The 16,944-nt window shown below is 65.7% G+C and carries 16 protein-coding genes; 15 read left to right on the top strand and 1 reads right to left on the bottom strand.

The features are described 5' to 3' along the window. From ACREE8_RS14250 to ACREE8_RS14195, 12 genes are all read left to right on the top strand, one after another. The coding region (locus ACREE8_RS14250) for a hypothetical protein (protein ID WP_431573672.1) at window positions 1–316 on the top strand (316 nt) is incomplete at its 5' end. Further along, entirely contained in the window at window positions 313–1,632 is a 1,320-nt protein-coding gene (locus tag ACREE8_RS14245; protein ID WP_431573671.1) for an AMP-binding protein, read from the top strand. The genes ACREE8_RS14250 and ACREE8_RS14245, both read left to right, overlap by 4 nt. Continuing rightward, on the top strand, window positions 1,629–1,982 hold the full coding sequence (locus ACREE8_RS14240; RefSeq protein WP_431573670.1) for a hypothetical protein: 354 nt from the start codon (window positions 1,629–1,631) through the stop codon (window positions 1,980–1,982). The genes ACREE8_RS14245 and ACREE8_RS14240 overlap by 4 nt, the downstream gene beginning before the upstream one ends. Next, a complete protein-coding gene (locus ACREE8_RS14235) occupies window positions 1,979–3,625 on the top strand; it encodes a glycosyltransferase family 2 protein (RefSeq protein WP_431573669.1) in 1,647 nt (548 codons plus the stop codon). The genes ACREE8_RS14240 and ACREE8_RS14235 overlap by 4 nt, the downstream gene beginning before the upstream one ends. A gap of 1 nt (window position 3,626) precedes the next feature. Next, the gene (locus tag ACREE8_RS14230) at window positions 3,627–4,034 is read left to right on the top strand and encodes an acyl-CoA thioesterase (RefSeq protein WP_431573668.1); all 408 of its coding nucleotides are present in this window, start codon (window positions 3,627–3,629) and stop codon (window positions 4,032–4,034) included. Beyond that, window positions 4,031–4,645, top strand: coding sequence for a LolA family protein (locus ACREE8_RS14225; RefSeq protein WP_431573667.1), 615 nt, complete (start codon window positions 4,031–4,033; stop codon window positions 4,643–4,645). Before ACREE8_RS14230 ends, ACREE8_RS14225 begins: the two co-directional genes overlap by 4 nt. Beyond that, the gene (locus ACREE8_RS14220; protein WP_431573673.1) at window positions 4,645–6,972 is read left to right on the top strand and encodes an MMPL family transporter; all 2,328 of its coding nucleotides are present in this window, start codon (window positions 4,645–4,647) and stop codon (window positions 6,970–6,972) included. Before ACREE8_RS14225 ends, ACREE8_RS14220 begins: the two co-directional genes overlap by 1 nt. Next, complete coding sequence (locus ACREE8_RS14215; RefSeq protein WP_431573666.1) at window positions 6,969–7,565, top strand: DUF3261 domain-containing protein; 597 nt, start codon at window positions 6,969–6,971, stop codon at window positions 7,563–7,565. Before ACREE8_RS14220 ends, ACREE8_RS14215 begins: the two co-directional genes overlap by 4 nt. Continuing rightward, window positions 7,562–8,758, top strand: a complete 1,197-nt coding sequence (locus tag ACREE8_RS14210; RefSeq protein WP_431573665.1) for a beta-ketoacyl-[acyl-carrier-protein] synthase family protein — start codon at window positions 7,562–7,564, stop codon at window positions 8,756–8,758. The genes ACREE8_RS14215 and ACREE8_RS14210 overlap by 4 nt, the downstream gene beginning before the upstream one ends. Then, a complete protein-coding gene (locus ACREE8_RS14205; protein ID WP_431573664.1) occupies window positions 8,758–9,219 on the top strand; it encodes a hypothetical protein in 462 nt (153 codons plus the stop codon). The genes ACREE8_RS14210 and ACREE8_RS14205 overlap by 1 nt, the downstream gene beginning before the upstream one ends. 13 nt (window positions 9,220–9,232) lie before the next feature. Then, complete coding sequence (fabG, locus tag ACREE8_RS14200; protein ID WP_431573663.1) at window positions 9,233–9,958, top strand: 3-oxoacyl-ACP reductase FabG; 726 nt, start codon at window positions 9,233–9,235, stop codon at window positions 9,956–9,958. Continuing rightward, on the top strand, window positions 9,958–11,181 hold the full coding sequence (locus tag ACREE8_RS14195) for a beta-ketoacyl-ACP synthase (protein WP_431573662.1): 1,224 nt from the start codon (window positions 9,958–9,960) through the stop codon (window positions 11,179–11,181). Before fabG ends, ACREE8_RS14195 begins: the two co-directional genes overlap by 1 nt. 165 nt (window positions 11,182–11,346) lie before the next feature. Here the strand turns inward: ACREE8_RS14195 and leuA are convergent, their stop codons facing one another. Further along, window positions 11,347–13,026: a 2-isopropylmalate synthase gene (gene leuA / locus ACREE8_RS14190; protein ID WP_431573661.1), complete on the bottom strand. Its 1,680-nt coding sequence runs from the start codon at window positions 13,024–13,026 to the stop codon at window positions 11,347–11,349. A gap of 536 nt (window positions 13,027–13,562) precedes the next feature. Here leuA and ACREE8_RS14185 point away from each other — a divergent pair. From ACREE8_RS14185 to ACREE8_RS14175, 3 genes are all read left to right on the top strand, one after another. Beyond that, complete coding sequence (locus ACREE8_RS14185; protein ID WP_431573660.1) at window positions 13,563–14,768, top strand: aromatic ring-hydroxylating oxygenase subunit alpha; 1,206 nt, start codon at window positions 13,563–13,565, stop codon at window positions 14,766–14,768. 68 nt (window positions 14,769–14,836) lie between these two features. After that, a complete protein-coding gene (locus ACREE8_RS14180) occupies window positions 14,837–16,639 on the top strand; it encodes an autotransporter assembly complex protein TamA (RefSeq protein ID WP_431573659.1) in 1,803 nt (600 codons plus the stop codon). Window positions 16,640–16,650: 11 nt separating this feature from the next. Continuing rightward, a partial coding sequence (locus ACREE8_RS14175; RefSeq protein WP_431573658.1) for a hypothetical protein occupies window positions 16,651–16,944 on the top strand: 294 nt, incomplete at its 3' end.

Here is a 16,944-nt window from a genome sequence, read left to right as displayed (position 1 = left end):
GGCCTATCCGGTCGTGATCAGCCTCACCGTCGCGGGCATCTTCGGCGGCTCGCTCCTCTGGCCGCCCTCGATGGTCGAGCGGTTCGCGCGGATGAGGGAACCCGAACTGACTCCCGCGGCCGTCGCTTATCTGCGCGGCGTAACGCAGGTCTGGCTGCTGTTCCTCCTGGCCAATGCCGCCATTGCCGCGGTCCTCGGCTTGTGGGGCTCCTTGCATCTCTGGACATTATGGACGGGTCTCGTCTCCTATCTGCTGATGGGAGCCTTGTTCCTGGGCGAGCTGGCCTGGCGGCATTTCGTCAGGGCGCGCGCGTGACATCTCATTTGCTATCGCATCTCCTGCCCGAACGCCGGCGGGATCGGGATCCCGTCGCGCATCGGGGCAGCGAGGCGATCAGCTATACCCGCTTCGCCGCCGAGGCGGCCGGGCTCGCCGCCGAAGTGCGGGCCGCCGGCTGGCGCCGCGCGGCGCTCCTGGCGCAGGACAGCTACCGCTTCACGCTCGGTCTCTTCGGCCTGATGCATGGCGGTTGCGAGGTGCTGCTGCCTGCGAACCATCGGCCGGGCACGATCGAGGCGATGCGCGGCAGCTTCGACCAGCTGGTGGACGATGCAAGGCTTTCCGATGTGAGGCCCCGCGAGGATCGTCTCGATCCGCTCGAGGCCGAGAATTGCGCGCTGGCCTTCTTTACCTCGGGCTCGACCGGCATGCCCAAGCGCATCCTCAAGACCTTGGCCATGTTCGAACGCGAGGCGCAGACGCTCACCGCGCTGTGGGGCGACGCGGGCGGCGAGGTTTTTGCGACGGTCCCCCATCAGCATGTCTATGGGCTGAGCTTCAAGATCATGGCGTCCCTGGCGGCGGGGCGACCCTTTCGTGCCGAAACGCCCGAGCTTTGGGAAACCCTCCTGTCGGGCTTGAGCCCGCAGGCCGTGATCGTCAGCAGCCCGGCGCATCTGGGACGGATGTCGGGGTTGCCGGCTCTGCCGCCCAACCGACGCCCATCGCGCGTGTTCTCGGCCGGCGCCCCCTTGAGCGCCGAGGCGGCCCAGGAGGCGCGTCGTGTTCTGGGCGTTCTGCCGACCGAGATCTTCGGCAGCACAGAAACCGGCGCCATCGCCACGCGCCAGCAGGAAAGCGGGGAGACGCCCTGGCGACTGCTTCCGGGTCTCGCCATGCGCACCGACGAGAACGGTCGGTTGGACCTGCTCACGCCTTTCGTCGGTGAGGAATGGATCGAAACGGCCGATCTGGTGGCCCTGGCGGGCGACGGATTTCGCCTGCTGGGCCGTGCAGACCGGGTGGTGAAGATCGAGGGGCGGCGGGTCGATCTGAACGCCTTGGAGGAGGCCTTGATGGCTCTGCCGGAGGTTGCCGCCGCCGCGGTCCTATGGTTGCCGGAGGACGAGGGCCGGCTCGGCGCCGCGATCGTGCCCAGCGCAGAAGGACGCGCGCAGATAGCCGCACTCGGAAAATTCCGCTTTGGTCGCTTGCTGCGCGCCGGGCTTGCCGACAAGCTCGAGCCGGCGAGCGCGCCGCGCTTGTGGCGCTTTGTCGAGGCGCTTCCCTCGGCCGAGCTTGGGAAACGGCGCGACAGCGATATCCTCAAGCTGTTTGCGGACGCCCGATGAATTTGCCGCCGATCCTGGCCGAACGGAAATCCGCCGAAGGCGTGGCGTTCGACCTCGCCGTGACCGAGGAACTCGACGTGTTCCGGGGGCATTTTCCGGCGCTTCCCGTGCTGCCGGGCGTGGCGCAGGTCGACTGGGCGCTGCGGCTGGCGAAATCGCATGGCTTGATCGACCGTGACGCCGAGCTGCGGGATTTCCAGGTCAAGTTCCGCAACGTGATCCGACCGCCGCTCACCCTGACCTTGACCCTGCGCTGGGACGCCGCCAAACAGCGAATCCAGTTCGACTATCACAGCGGCGCGGTCGCGATGTCCTCGGGCCGCCTGATCATTCGGGCGGCGCTGTCTTGAGATATTGCGCCATCGTTCCCAGCCACGACCATCACGCGGTGATCGGTCGCATCGTCGATCGGCTTCGTGAGGCCGGGCTTCCCGTCTTCGTCATCGACGATGGCAGCGGTGAGCCCGCGCGGTCCGCGATCGCGGCGCTCCATGACGAGAAGAACGCCGTCGTCGTCACACGGCTCGAGCCCAACCGCGGCAAGGGGGCTGCGGTCATTCGCGGCTTCGAGCTGGCCCTGCAGGCTGGCTTCACCCATGCCGTCCAGGTCGATGCCGATGGACAACATGATCTCGATGCCCTGCCGCAGCTGCTCGCGGCGTCGCGGCACCATCCCGAAGCCGTGATCTGCGGCCGGCCGGTCTATGACCGGTCGATTCCGCTCGGCCGGCGGGTGGGCCACTGGATCACCGATTTCTGGGTCTGGATCGAAACGCTGTCGTTCCGGATCGTGGCCAGCATGTGCGGCTTCCGTGTCTATCCGCTGGCGGCGGTGAAGACCGTCATCGAGCGCGAGCCCATCGGGCAGCGGATGGATTTCGACACGGGTCTTCTGGTGCGCTTGTTCTGGCGCGGCACGCCGCCACTGCTGATCCCTGTGAAGGTGATCTATCCGCCGGGCAACAGCTCCAATTTCAAGATGCTCGCCGACAATTGGCGCATCACCAGGATGCACACGCGCCTGGTGATCACCATGCTGTTGCGCCTGCCCTCGATCTTGGCCCACCGGCCGCCCCGGCTGGCCTCGGAGCCCAGCCATTGGTCGGGCTTGCGCGAGCGCGGCGCCCTCTGGGGCTTGCGCTTCACCGCCGCGGTCTACCGGTTGCTGGGGCGCCGGGCCTGCGAGGCGCTGCTGGTGCCGGTCGTCGCCTATTTCTACGGCTTCGTGGCTGGGCGCGAGCAGCGCGAGGGCTCGCGAACCTTCCTGACGCGCGCGCTCGGTCGAAAGCCCGGCTTTCGCGACGGCTATCGCCATTTCTTCAGCTTCGCCAGCGGCGCGCTCGATACTTTTGCGGCCTGGACCGGCGGCTTGCCACCCGGCACGGTCGAGCCCGACAATGCGGCGTTACTGAAAACGGTAGTGGACGATCCGCGAGGCGCCCTGATCGTCATCTCGCATCTGGGCAATATCGATCTGGCGCGGGCGTTGCTGGACGAGGCGACACGCAACCGGCTGACGCTCCTGGTCCATACCCGTCATGCCGCCAACTATAATCGCCTGCTGCGGGAGTTTCGCGCCGAAGCCGGGCTCAATATGATCCAGGTCACCGAGGTGGGGCCCGATACCGCGATCGATCTCCAGGAACGGGTCGAGCGCGGCGAATGGATCGTGATTGCCGGCGATCGCACCCCGGTCACCGGCCTGATGCGCACATCCCCGGCGCTCTTCATGGGGGCCGAGGCCAATTTCTCCGATGGGCCCTGGATTCTCGGCAGCTTGCTGGATTGTCCGGTCCATCTCATGTTCTGCTTGCGCCGGGGGCGGCGTTACCGATTGATCATGGAACCCTTCGCCGAGAGGGTCATTCTGCCGAGAGCGGAGCGGAAAGAGGCCTTGCAGGGTTATGTGAAAAACTATGCCGCACGGCTGGAGCATCATGCCCGTGCCGTGCCCTATCAGTGGTTCAACTTCTTCGATTTCTGGGCCCATTGACATGCGTTCGGTCGAAATCCCGATCAAGGTCCAATTCTACGACCTCGATCCCATGCAGGTGGTCTGGCACGGCAATTACACGCGCTATTTCGAGCAGGTGCGCTGCGAGCTGATGGACAGCATCGGCTATAATTTCCATGAGATGGACGAGTCCGGCTATATCTGGCCGATCGTCGACATCCGCATCAAATATGTCCGCCCCTTGCGCTTCGGGCAGAAGATCGCGGTGACCGCCACGATCGTCGAGTTCGAGAACCGGCTGAAGATCGACTATCGAATCCGCGACGAGGAGACCCAGGAGGTTCTCACCAAGGCGACGACGATCCAGGTCGCCGTGGTGGCGGCGACCGGCGAACTCTGCCTCGAATGTCCGCCGGCCCTGACCGACCGGTTGAGATCCCGGTCATGAAACGCCTCGGGCTCCTGTTTTTGATGCTGTTCTGCGGAATTTCGAATGCCGTCGCGGAGGGGCCGACCAGCGTTCGTCTCTCCGAGGGCCAGGTGCTGCGCGGCCAGTTCGTGCAGGAGCGCCATCTCCAGGGCTTCGACAATCCGTTGCGCAGCGAGGGCCGGTTCGTGCTGGCGCCGGGCCATGGGCTCATCTGGCAGACGGAGAAGCCCTTCGCCATCACCACGGTCATCACCGCGGCGGGGCTGGCCCAGGAGGTGAACGGCAATCAGACCCTGAAGCTCGAGGCCTCGAAGCTGCCTTTCCTCGATCAGCTTTACGACATGCTGAGCGGGGCGCTGACCGGCGACTGGGCCAAGCTCGAGGCGGGCTTCACCGTGACTCGCAGCGGCGACGACCAGCTTTGGCAGGTGGCGCTCAAGCCGCGCAAGGCGGACGATCCCGGCATGCCCTTCACGGGCATCGACGCCACCGGCAGCCAGTTCATCGACGAGCTGATGCTGACCAAGCCCGACGGCGATTTCGACAAGCTGAGTTTCCACGACCAGGCCGTTTCCGATCAGCCCTTGACCGACGCCGAATCCGCGGCCTTCGACAAGACGGGGCCGTGATGCGTCTGGCGGCGCTGCTGTGGCTTCTGTTCATCATCGGGGCCGCCCTCTATCTGGCTTTCCGCCTGCATGAGGGACTGGCCTTTCGCACCGATCTGCTGGCCCTGCTGCCGCGCGATGCCCAGGATCCGGCCGCGCAACATGCCGATGACGTCGTCACGGCGGCTTTGTCGCGTCAGTTCATGGTGATGGTCGGCCATCACGATCGCGACCAGGCCCGCGCGGCCGCGACCGCCATCGCCACTGCGCTGACGCAGTCGAAGCTGGTCGCGCTCACGACCGACAGCTTCAGCAAGGACCGGCTGCAGCAGATCGGCAAGCTCTATTTCCCCTATCGGCGCGGACTTCTGTCCGAGCGCGACCGGCAGCTCCTGCTCGAGAACAAGCCCGAGGCCATCTCGACCGCGGCTTTGTCGCAGGTCTTCGGCCTGGTGGGCATGGCCGACGCGAAGCTGCTGCAGCGCGATCCCTATCTGCTGCTGCTGGGCTTCATCACCCGTCTGCCGGCGCCCCTGTCGCGGTTGTCGCTCGATGACGGCTTGCTGGCGCTTCAGGACGGCGACAGCTACTGGGTGCTCGTCGGCGGGCAGATTTCCGGCGATCCCTATGCGCTGGATTTTCAGAAGAGGCTGACAGGGGTTCTCGAGGCCGCTGTGGCGACGGAGAGCAGCGCTCATCCCGATTTGCGGATGTTGCGGCTGGGTGCTGTGTTCTTCGCCAAAGCCGGCGCCGAACAGGCGCTGAAGGAAACCTCTCATCTCGGCCTGGCCTCCATCGTCGGCACGGTCCTGCTGGTGCTGTTCGTCTTCCGGGCCGTCCGGCCGCTCTGGCTGACCTTGCTCGCGATCGGTGTCGGCGTCCTGACGTCGCTGGCCGCCTGTCTCTGGCTGTTCGGCGAGATCCATGTCATGGCGCTGTTGTTCGGCGTCAGTCTCATCGGCGTCGCCGTCGATTACAGTCTCCAATATCTGAGCGAGATCTTCGCGGCCGAGGGCGGCAGCCCGAGAGAAAGGCTGCGGCGCGTATGGATCGGCATCACGCTCGCGACCGCCACTGTGGCGATCGGCTATCTGACGATGTTCCTGGCGCCGTTTCCCGGCCTGCATCAGATCGCGGCCTTGGCGGCGATCGGGTTGCTGGCCTCCTGGGCCACGGTCGTGCTTTGGCTGCCGGCTTTGGATGGCAGCCGGCGGCCGCGCCATGGCGACCGGCTGCTTGCCGGGGCCGGGTCTTTTCTCGGGCTGTGGCAGCGCCCACGCCCCGCCTGGATCCGATGGGCCACCCTGGCTCTCTTGCTGCTGATCGCTGCCGGCGGTCTTTTGCAGGCGCATGCCGATGACGATGTGCGCCGCATGCAGTCTCTGTCGGGGCCTCTCATGGCCGAGCAGGAGGAGATCCAGCGCTTGGCGGGTGCCGCCGGCAGCGCCCAGTTCTTCCTGATCGAGGCGAAAGACGACGAGACCGCCTTGCAGGCAGAAGAAACGTTGATCGACCGGCTGCAACCGCTGGTCGCGCAGGGCGTCCTGGCCGGTTTCCAGGCGCCGGCGCAATATGTGCCCTCCATCGCCCGCCAGCGCGAGAATCGCGAGCTGGTCCATCGGGAGTTGGACGGTCCAATCCTGGCCGAACATCTGCATGTGCTGGGTTTGGGGCAGGTCGAGCCGCCGCCGGCCGAGGATGCGCCCTTTCTCACCCTGGCCGAAGCCGGGACCAAGGACGGACCCTTGAAATTTATCTCTTCCCTGTTGCTGGATAGCGGGCAGGGCGCGCTTCACGTGGTGAAGCTCGATGGCGTCGAACGACCGGAGGCGCTTGCCGCCGCCGCGGAGGGATTGCCCGGCGTGCGGTTGATCGACCCGACCGGCGATTTCAGCCGGCTTCTCGCCAAATACCGCAATCGCGCGCTGGGTCTGCTGGCCCTGTCGGCAGCGCTCATGACGCCCCTGCTGATCTGGCGTTATGGCCCGAAAGGCGCGCTCAAGGTGATGGCGCCGCCTTTGCTGGCGGTCTTGCTGGCGCCGGCCTTGCGGGCCTGGTTCGGAGGCAGCTTCACTTTCTTCGACGGCATGGCGCTGGTGCTTGTCTTGGCGATCGGGGTCGACTATTCGATCTTCCTGGCCGAGACGAGCCTGCAAAGGCAGCGGGTCACGATGCTGGCGGTGACGATGGCAGCGGCCACGACATTGCTGTCATTCGGTCTGCTGGCTCTCAGTTCCGTCCAGGCGGTCCATGCATTCGGCTCGACCATGCTCATCGGTATCCTGCTGGCCTTCCTGCTGTCGCCCCTGGCTCGTTCGGCCCGACCCCTCAAGGGTCAAGCCCAATGAACGCCGGAAGTTTGCGAAACTGGTGGCTGGGATTTGCGTTGCTGCTCGGGTCATGCGCCACCCATTCGGCTGGCCCCGCCGCCGAGACGGTGCAGGTCGCCCCCACCCTGACATTGGTCATGCCGCGCCCCGGCGATCTTGGCCGGTCCTTCGAAGTGTCGCAGCTCGTCACCGCGCATTACGGCGACCAGACCTACGTGTTCGAGGGTCATCTGAGCGCCAAGCCCGACCGCTTCCTCATGATCGGCCTCGACACCACCGGCCGGCGCGCGCTCACCATCACCTGGACCGATTCCGGCATCACCTATGAGGCGGCACCCTGGGTTCCGGCTAAGCTTCGACCCGAAAACATCCTGGCCGACATGGTGCTGCTCTATTTCCCCGATGCGGTCATCGGCAAGGCGCTGGCGGCGTCGGGCGGAACGCTCACCACCAGCGCTTCGCAGCGCGTGATCAAGGCCGATGGGAAAGAAACGATCACGGCGGATTATCAGCCGACGGTGCCCGGCGATCCCTGGTCCGGGCGTCAGCATTACCGGAATCTCGCCTGGGGTTATGAGCTCGATATCCAGACCGCGGAGCCGAGCCCTTGAAGTCGGCACTCTTCGTCACGGATTGCGGCGTGGTGACGCCCCTGGGGCGCGGCAAGCAAGCTGTGGCGCAGGGACTCTTTGCCGGTAGCCAGCGCGGCATCGTGGCGCGCGAGGATCTGCTGCCGGCGCGCGCGGTCGAGGTCGGCGCCATCCAAGAGAGCCTGGCTCCGCTACCCGGCGCTTTCGCCGTCTATGACAGCCGCAACAATCGTTTGATGCAGGCCGTATTGGCCGAAATCGCCGCCGCGATCGAGAATGCCAAGTCGCGCTATGGCCGCGATCGGATCGCCGTGATCCTGGGAACCAGCACCTCGGGCATCGCCGATGGCGAGGACGCGCTGATGGATTATCGCCGCGACGGCGCCTGGCCGCCGCGCTTCGACTACAGGATGCAGGAGACCGGCAGCCTCGCCGAGTTCGCGGCACGGTCGCTGGGGCTCACGGGGCTTGCCTACACGATCGCCACGGCCTGTTCCTCGAGCGCCAAGGTCTTCGCCTCGGCGCGGCGGTTGATCCGGGCAGGGCTGGCGGATGCGGCCGTTGTCGGCGGCGCCGACACGCTCTGCCGCATGACGCTCAACGGGTTCGCCTCGCTCGAGGCCTTGTCGAAAGGCCGCTGCAATCCTTTCAGCGCGCATCGCGACGGCATCACCGTCGGCGAAGGTGCGGCGGTCTTTCTCTTGGATCGGGAGCCGGGGCCAGTCCGGCTCCTTGGCGTGGGCGAGACCTCGGACGCCCATCATGCGACGGCACCCGATCCCGAGGGGCGCGGGGCGGGGCAGGCGATGCGCGAGGCGCTCGAGGATGCGGAGCTCGGACCTGACGCCATCGCCTATGTGAATCTCCATGGCACCGCCACGCCGTTGAACGACGCGATGGAGGCGAAAGCGATCGCCGATCTGTTCGGGTCGCGGGTGCCCTGCAGCTCGACCAAGGCCATGACCGGCCATATGCTGGGTGCTGCCGGCGGCTGCGAGGCGGCCTTCCTCTGGCTGACCTTGAACCCTCAGACCAATTCGGAGCGGCTGCTGCCTCCGCATTTGTGGGATGGCGTGCCGGATCCGGCCTTGCCGACGCTTAATCTCGTCGGCCGGGGGACGACGTTCCCGCCTTCGCCGCAGACCGCCATGCTTAGCAATTCCTTCGGCTTCGGCGGCAGCAATATGGCGCTGATCCTGGGGAGCGGTCGGTGATGCAGGCTTGTCCTTATGCGGCGGCCGATCTCCTGCCGCACAAGCCGCCGATGGTCCTGATCGACGCGGTGCGCGGCTGGGAACAGGGCCGGCTCGAGGCCACGGTCGCCATCAGGCCGGGTATCGCCTTCTTCGAGCCGGAGCAGGGCGTGCCGGCCCATGTCGGCATGGAATATATGGCGCAGGCCTGCGGCGCCTATGCGGGATTGCAGGCTCTCGCGGCCGGTGAGCCCGTTCGGGTCGGGCTGCTGCTCGGAACCCGCCGTTATCTTGCGCAGGTGGGCTGGTTCGAGCCGGGCCAGGCGCTCGATGTCAAGGTCGCGGAACTGTTCCGCGACGGATCGATCGGGATGTTCGATTGCCGTATCGAGCATGAAGGCCGGACATTGGCGACCGCACAACTCAGCGTATATTTGCTGGAGCCGGGCGCCCCCCTACCGGGCCCTGCGGCCGACGAATAGGAGCCAGCGCGAGATGAGCCGAACGTTCCTGGTGACGGGTGCCAGCAAGGGCATCGGTCGTGCCATCGCGCTGCGCCTCGCCCGCGACGGATTCCATATCGCCGTCCATTACGGCAAGGATAAGAACGGTGCCGAGGAAACGCTGGAGGCGGTTCGCGCCGCCGGTTCCCAAGGCCGGCTGCTCAGTTTCGACATCGCGGACCGGGAGCAGTGCCGCGAGCGGCTCGAAACCGACATCGCGGCCCATGGCGCCTATTACGGTGCCGTGCTCAGCGCCGGCATCACCCGCGACGGCGCTTTTCCGGCGCTCAGCGACCAGGATTGGGACCAGGTCGTCGATACCAATCTCGGCGGCTTCTTCAACGTCCTCCATCCGCTGGTGATGCCGATGGTCTCGGCGCGCAAGGGCGGGCGGATCGTGGCGCTCTCCTCCGTATCCGGACTGGTCGGCAATCGCGGCCAGGTGAATTACAGCGCGGCCAAGGCCGGCATCATCGGTGCCGTCAAATCGCTGGCGATCGAGCTGGCCAAGCGCGCCATCACCGTCAATTGCGTGGCGCCGGGCCTGATCGAGACGGCGATGACCGAGGGACTGCCGGCCGAGGAGATCCTCAAGATCGTGCCGCTCCGCCGCATGGGTCGTCCTGAGGAAGTGGCCGCAGCCGTCGCCTTCCTCTGTTCCGACGAGGCCGGCTACATCACGCGCCAGGTCATCTCCGTCAATGGAGGCATGATCTGATGCGCCGTGTCGTCGTGACCGGCATGGGCGGCGTGACGGCCTTGGGCGAAAGCTGGCCTGCCATCCGGGCGGCCTTCGCCGAAGGCCGGACCGGCGTGCGCTTCATGGAAGAGTGGAACCGCTTTACCGGCGTCAATACCAGGCTGGCGGCGCCCATCCTCGATTTCTCGATCGCGGACCGCTATCCGCGCAAGAAGACGCGGACCATGGGCCGCGTGTCGCAGATGGCGGTCTATGCGACGGAGCGGGCGCTGGAGGATGCGGGGCTCATCGGCGATCCGACGGTGAAATCGATCCGCACCGGCATCGCCTATGGTTCCTCCTTCGGCAGCCCGGATGCGGTGCTCGGATTCTACGAGCTCAAGAAGTCCGGCATCTCGCGCCATCTCAACGCGACCAGCTACATCCAGATGATGTCGCACACGGCGGCGGTGAATATCGGGACCTTCTTCGGGGTCACCGGCCGCTTCATCCCGACCTCGAGCGCCTGCACCTCGGGCAGCCAGGGCATCGGCTATGCCTATGAATCGATCCGCTGGAACAAGGCCGACATCATGATCGGCGGCGGGGCGGAGGAGCTCGACATCACCGATGCCGCGGTCTTCGACACGCTCTATGCCACCAGCACCCGCAATGGCGAACCGAACCGGACGCCGCGGCCCTATGACAAGGACCGCGACGGGCTGGTGATCGGGGAGGGGGCCGCGACCTTCATCCTCGAGGAATATGAGCATGCCAAGGCCCGCGGCGCCCGCATCCATGCGGAGATCGTCGGCTATGGCTGCAACGCCGACGGCAATCATGTGACCCAGCCCCAGGCCGAGACCATGCAGGGCGCGATGCGCCTGGCGCTCGAGGATGCAGTCCTGCCGCCCGGGGCGATCGGTCTCGTGAATGGCCACGGCACCGCGACCGAGTTCGGCGACATCGCGGAGAGCTCGGCAACCCATTCCGTGTTCGGCCCCACGATGCCGATCCATTCGCTGAAAGGCCATTTCGGCCATTCGCTGGGCGCCTGCGGCGCGATCGAGGCCTGGCTCGGCATCGAGATGATGCGCGAAGGCTGGTTCGCGCCCACGGCCAACCTCGACCAGCCGGACGAACGCTGCGCGCCGCTGGATTATCTGATGGGCAGCCCCCGCGCGCTCGACATCGATCATATCATGTCGACCAACTTCGCCTTCGGCGGCATCAACACGGCGCTGATCCTCAAGCGCGTGTGACTGGGAGAGAACCCCTCCCCCTACCCCCTCCCGCAAGGGGAGGGGGCTCGAACTGACAACAACCGCGCCTCTTTCGCGATCGTAGAACCAGCGAAGGGAAGAAGAAATCCACGCCCCCTCCCCCCTGCGGGAGGGGGTAGGGGGAGGGGTGCAGCGCACGCTCCTTCAATTCACCTGTGCCGTCCCGTTCGCCGCGCTGAGAACCGCCTTCACCGACGCCGTCGCGATGTCGCCGTCGATGCCGACGCCGAAGATCGTCCGGCCGTTGGCGGCGCGGCATTCGACATAGGCGGCGGCTTGCGAGCGCGCACCCTTGGTCAAAGCGTGCTCGTGATAGTCCATCACATCGAGCTCGATGCCCCAGCCGGCTTTGAGCGCGTCGAGCACGCTCGAGATGAGGCCGTTGCCCTTGCCGGCGACGGACTGCTCCTTGCCGTCATGGGCAATGCGGCCCGAGAAGCGATGCTCATGTGTGTCGCGGCGCGACGCGCTGCTGGAGTAATCGAGCAGCTCGAAGGGCTGCGGGCCTTCCACGCAATAGGCCTGCTGGAAGGCGGCCCAGATGTCCTGCGCCGTCAGCTCGCGGCTGGTCTCGTCGGCAATGCCCTGGATCACGCGGCTGAAATCGATCTGGAGCCGGCGCGGCAGTTGAAGCCCTTTGTCCTGTTCCAGGATCCAGGCGACGCCGCCCTTGCCGGACTGGCTGTTGACGCGGATGACCGCCTCGTAGGAGCAGCCGACATCGGCCGGGTCGATCGGCAGATAGGGCACCTCCCAGATCCCGTCATTGCGCTTCTCCTGCGCGGCGAAGCCTTTCTTGATCGCGTCCTGATGCGAGCCGGAGAAGGCGGTGAAGACCAGCTCGCCGGCATAGGGGTGGCGCGGATGGACCTCGATCTGGTTGCAATATTCGACCGTGCGCACGATCTCGCGCATGTCCGAGAAATCGAGCTTCGGATCGACGCCCTGGGTATAGAGATTGAGCGCCAGGGTCACCAGATCGACATTGCCGGTGCGCTCGCCATTGCCGAACAGGCAGCCCTCGACGCGATCGGCGCCGGCCATGACGGCGAGCTCGGCCGCGGCGATGCCGGTGCCTCGGTCGTTATGCGGATGCACGCTGATGATGACGGAATCGCGCCGTGAGAGGTGGCGGCAGAACCACTCGATCTGGTCGGCATAGATATTGGGCGAGGCCATCTCGACCGTCGCCGGCAGGTTGAGGATGGCCGGATGGTCGGGCGTGGGCTGCCACACATCGAGCACGGCCTCGCAGATCTCGACCGCGAACTCGATCTCGGTCGAGGAGAAGGTCTCGGGGCTGTATTCGAAGGTCCAGCGCGTGCCCGGCTGCTTGCGGCTTTCCTCCAGGATCGTGCGCGCGCCCTTGACGGCGAGCTGGATGACCTCGGGCTTCTCCATGCCGAACACGACGCGCCGGAAATTGGGCGCGGTCGCGTTATAGAGATGGACGATCGCCTGCCTGGCGCCGCGCAAGGAGTCGAAGCTGCGCTTGATCAGGTCCTCGCGCGCCTGGGTCAGGACCTGGATCGTGACGTCGTCCGGGATCGCGTTCTGCTCGATCAGGCTGCGGACGAAATCGAAATCGGTCTGAGAGGCGGCGGGGAAGGCGACCTCGATCTCCTTGAAGCCGCTCTTCACCAGGAGATCGAAGAAGCGGCGCTTCTTCTGTCCGTCCATCGGATCGATCAGGGACTGGTTGCCGTCGCGCAGGTCGGTCGAGAGCCAGCGCGGCGGTTGGGTCATTCGCTTCGACGGCCAAGTGCGGTCGGGCAAGTCGACGCCGGTGAAGGGACGGTATTTGGTCTCTGGATTCTTGATCATGATTGCGAGCTCCGGTCGCGAAACTGTGTATTCGGCAAAGGGTCGAATACGGCACGCGCTACGGTCGCCGGGCAGCCGTCAGTCCCGACGACCGCGGCGAAGTCGCGACAGGAGCGGCAGCCGGACAAGCTGGTCCGGCCCCGCGATTAGGGAGGTGGGGGCGTTCAGAGTCTGGGAGAAGGGGAAGAAGGCGGATCGTTGATCCGTAACCATGACAGCACCGGCAGCCGATTGACCTGAAACGACGACGTCCCGACCCCTCTCAGGAGGTCGGGTCCAGAAGTCGCAGGAGGGCTGCCGCGCGGTTGGTCATGCCCGGAAGATGGCGGCGCGCCGGCGGACTGTCAACCAAAGCCTTGAAATCGGCTCGCTTTATCCTCCCGCCCAGACCCTCAGCCCCTTTGTGCCGAAGCCGCTTATGTGTTTGTATGGAAACGGTTTCCGCGGGTCGCGCCGGGACCCGCCGGACCCCGATAAGGCGTGCCTGCAACCCATTGTCGCGACCCGAAGGGGGCCGGTCATTCCGGTTCGATCGCATGACGCCAGAAAGCCCATCGCCCAGCACGCCTGAGGCCCGCCAACTCCTGCCGGTGGAGGCTTATGTCTCGCCCGACTGGTTCCGGCGCGAACAACAAGTGCTCTTCGCCCGCTCCTGGGTCTTCGCCGGCATGACCGAGGATTTCGCGAAGGCTGGCGACTATCGCTGTCAGCGGCTGGGCGGCAACCCGCTCATCGTCCTACGCGACGATCAGGGGCAGATCCGGGCCTTCCACAATGTCTGCCGGCATCGCGGCGCGCGACTGCTGGAGGAAGGGCAGGGCCATCTCGGCGGCTCGATCGTCTGCTTCTATCATCGCTGGACCTACGATCTCTCGGGCCGTCTCAATGCGGTTTCCTTCGAGCGCAGCCAGTTTCCCGAGCTCGACAAATCCTGCCTCGGCCTGAAGCCGGCGAAGGTCGGTGTCTGGAAGAATCTCGTCTTCGTCAATCCGGATGCCGAGGCCGAGCCGTTCGAGCAATGGCTGGCGGGCGTGCCGCAGAAGCATGACCGCGATCTGCATGATGCGGCGCAGACCAAGACCCATGATCCGGAAGAACTGGTCGAGGTCTCGGACGTCAGTTACCGGATCAAGGCCAACTGGAAGATCATCGTCGAGAATTTCGTCGACGGTTATCACCTGCCGCTGCTGCACCGCGTGTCCTTGGCCGACGGCGATTTCACCCGGCAGCGCTGGGAACCGACGGGCCGCCATGTCGCCTTTTATCGCCCGCTGAAACCCGGCATCAGCCATGCGGGCCAGGTCGTGCCGACGGTCGAGGGCGTGCCTGGCACCTATGGCGCCGCCTATTACTGGCTCTTCCCCAATGTCGCGCTGTTCGAGACGGCGGTGAGCTGGAGCACGTTCCATGTCGTGCCGGTCGGCCCCGCGGAATCGATCGTCCATAGCCGCATGCGGGTGAGGCCCGAGGCGCTCGACCGAGCGGGCCCCGATATGGCCGAGATCAAGGCGCTGCCGCCCTATGTCATCCGCGCCAAGGGCCGGATTCCGGAGGAGCCGATCGACCTGACCGGTATCCATCCGCTGAAATCGGACCTGGTCATGCTCGAGGACATCTATGCCTGCGAGGCGGTGCAGCAAGGTCTCGAATCCGGTGCCGCGGAGGTCGGCCCCCTCTCCCGGTGGGAAGCGCCGATGACGTTCTTTCAGCGCCAGCTGCTCGACGTCATGCCGGTGGCGTGAGGGTGGGGCAGCGCCTTGCCGCCCTGATCCTTCTGGCAGTCCTGGCCCTCGGCGGGATGACGGGTGTCGTGCGCGCCGATGAAGACGAACCCACGGCGGCGGACGACCAGAAGGCTTTGCCCACCGAAGCCCAGTCGGCCGTGCCGGCGGAAACCCCCGACAGCGTCAAGATCCCCTATGCCACGCGCTTTTCCGGCGTTCAAAGCAGCCAGCTCAAGACCCTGCTGAAGCAGGTCTCGCAGCTGGTCGCCTTCGAGGGCGGGCCGACCGACAGCGAGGCGGCCTTGCGCCGGCGTGCCAATGCCGACATGGACCGGCTGCATGACGTGATGGCCTCGGCCGGCTATTACGACGCGGTCGTGACCTACCAGATCGACAAGAATTTCAAGCCCTGGCGGGTGCTGGTCGATGTCAAGGCCGGGGAGCCCTATCTGCTGAAGGAAGCGAAGGTGGAACCCGCCGAGGGAACCGAGCTTCCCCCGGGCATCAGCTTCGCGCCGGCCGATCTCGGGCTCGAGATGGGAACGCGAGCGCAGGCGGCGATGATCCTCGATGCCGAAACGGCGATGGTCAGCCGATGCACGGAAAATGGCTATCCGTTGGCCCGAAGCGCCGGCCGCGAGACCATCATCGACAAAGCCGACAACAGCATGCATGTCACCTACAAGCTGGACGCCGGCCCCCCGGCGGCGTTCGGGGTGACCACCACCACCGGCCTCGAGACCATCGACCAGGCCTATGTCAATCGACGCATCAAATGGGCCGAAGGTGACCTCTACGACAGCCGCAAGGTCGAGGCGACGCAAAAGGCGCTGGTGGACAGCAATCTCTTCTCGACCGTCCGCGTGACGCCGGCCGAGAGCGTGGGCGAGGACGGTCGCATTGCCGTAAAGATCGAACTGGGCGAGCGGCGGCAACGCTCCATCGGCGGTGGCGTCTATTACGATTCGAGCCTGGGGCCGGGCGTGCGCGCTTTCTGGGAGCATCGCAATCTCTTCGGCGAGGGCGAGAGCCTTCATCTCGAGGGCCGCTTCGGCATGGATCAGAGAAGCGCGCTGGCTGAATTCCTGCGCCCCGACTTCTTGATTCCCGATCTCACGCTGCGCTCGCAATTCACTTTGGACAGCGAGGAGACCGACGCCTATGACGTCAGAAGCGCGACGGTTTTCACCGGCCTTGTCCGCAAGTTCGACCCGGTCCTGACCGGCGGCATCGGCTTGGAATTCCAGCAGGCGCATGTGAATGACGATACCGGCACGCAGGACTACACTCTCTTCGACATGCCGATCTTCCTGAAGCGCGACGATACCGACAATCTGCTCGATCCGACTCGCGGGACCCGGCTGGGCCTGACGGTGACGCCCTATCACTCGATCGACGGCACCAATCTGGATTATGTCGGGGTGCGCGCGACGGCCAGCGCCTATCAGCGCCTGACCGACAGCGACCGCTTCGTGCTGGCGGGCTACACCAATGTCGGGTCGCTGGATGGGGTGAGCTTGGGCGACCTGCCGCGCAATTTGCGCCTTTATGCCGGTGGCGGGGGGTCGGTGCGGGGCTATGGTTACCAGCAGGCGGGACCGCTCGATTCCAGCGACAACCCCCGCGGCGGCCTGTCCTCGCTGGAAAGCGGTATCGAGCTGCGCACCAAGATCACCGACACGATCGGCATCGTGACCTTTTTCGAGGGCGGCAGCGTGTTCGACACCCACTATCCGGACCTCAGCGAGGGGCTGTTCTGGGGCACGGGTGCCGGCGTACGCTACTACACCCCCATCGGCCCGCTCCGCTTCGATGTCGCCTTCCCCCTGGACCGGCGGAATAGCGACGATTTCTTCCAGTTCTATATCAGCCTCGGGCAGGCCTTCTGACAACCGGCGCCATGAAACGCATATCCCGCTTCATCCTGATCGCCCTGGCCGCCCTGTTCACAGGGCTGCTGGTCGCGCTCGGCGGCGGGTATCTCTATCTCCAGAGCGATGCCGGGAAGCGGGCTCTCGAGGAACTGGTGGCGCGCGCGTTGTCCTCCCCCGAGGGGAGCGTGACGATCGAGGGCTTGGGCGGCTCGGTGCCGTTCGATCTGACAGCGGCGCGAATCACGGTCAGCGATCGCACCGGGCCCTGGCTCGAAATCGACAATGCCCATCTCGAGATCGACGGCTCGGCACTCTGGCAC

It is taken from the genome of Hypericibacter sp. (assembly GCF_050729195.1).
Classification (GTDB): Bacteria; Pseudomonadota; Alphaproteobacteria; order Dongiales; family Dongiaceae; genus Hypericibacter.
The sequence above is the reverse complement of the archived record's forward strand: the minus strand, read 5'-3'. Positions and strand labels throughout refer to the sequence as shown.

Excerpts from the sequence above, each read along its gene's own strand:
- ACREE8_RS14240 (WP_431573670.1), top strand. The coding sequence starts at position 1,629 with ATGAATTTGCCGCCGATCCTGGCCGAACGGAAATCCGCCGAAGGCGTG.
- ACREE8_RS14230 (WP_431573668.1), top strand. The coding sequence starts at position 3,627 with ATGCGTTCGGTCGAAATCCCGATCAAGGTCCAATTCTACGACCTCGAT.
- ACREE8_RS14225 (WP_431573667.1), top strand. The coding sequence starts at position 4,031 with ATGAAACGCCTCGGGCTCCTGTTTTTGATGCTGTTCTGCGGAATTTCG.
- ACREE8_RS14220 (WP_431573673.1), top strand. The coding sequence starts at position 4,645 with ATGCGTCTGGCGGCGCTGCTGTGGCTTCTGTTCATCATCGGGGCCGCC.
- ACREE8_RS14215 (WP_431573666.1), top strand. The coding sequence starts at position 6,969 with ATGAACGCCGGAAGTTTGCGAAACTGGTGGCTGGGATTTGCGTTGCTG.
- ACREE8_RS14205 (WP_431573664.1), top strand. The coding sequence starts at position 8,758 with ATGCAGGCTTGTCCTTATGCGGCGGCCGATCTCCTGCCGCACAAGCCG.
- fabG (WP_431573663.1), top strand. The coding sequence starts at position 9,233 with ATGAGCCGAACGTTCCTGGTGACGGGTGCCAGCAAGGGCATCGGTCGT.
- ACREE8_RS14195 (WP_431573662.1), top strand. The coding sequence starts at position 9,958 with ATGCGCCGTGTCGTCGTGACCGGCATGGGCGGCGTGACGGCCTTGGGC.
- leuA (WP_431573661.1), bottom strand. The coding sequence starts at position 13,026 with ATGATCAAGAATCCAGAGACCAAATACCGTCCCTTCACCGGCGTCGAC.
- ACREE8_RS14185 (WP_431573660.1), top strand. The coding sequence starts at position 13,563 with ATGACGCCAGAAAGCCCATCGCCCAGCACGCCTGAGGCCCGCCAACTC.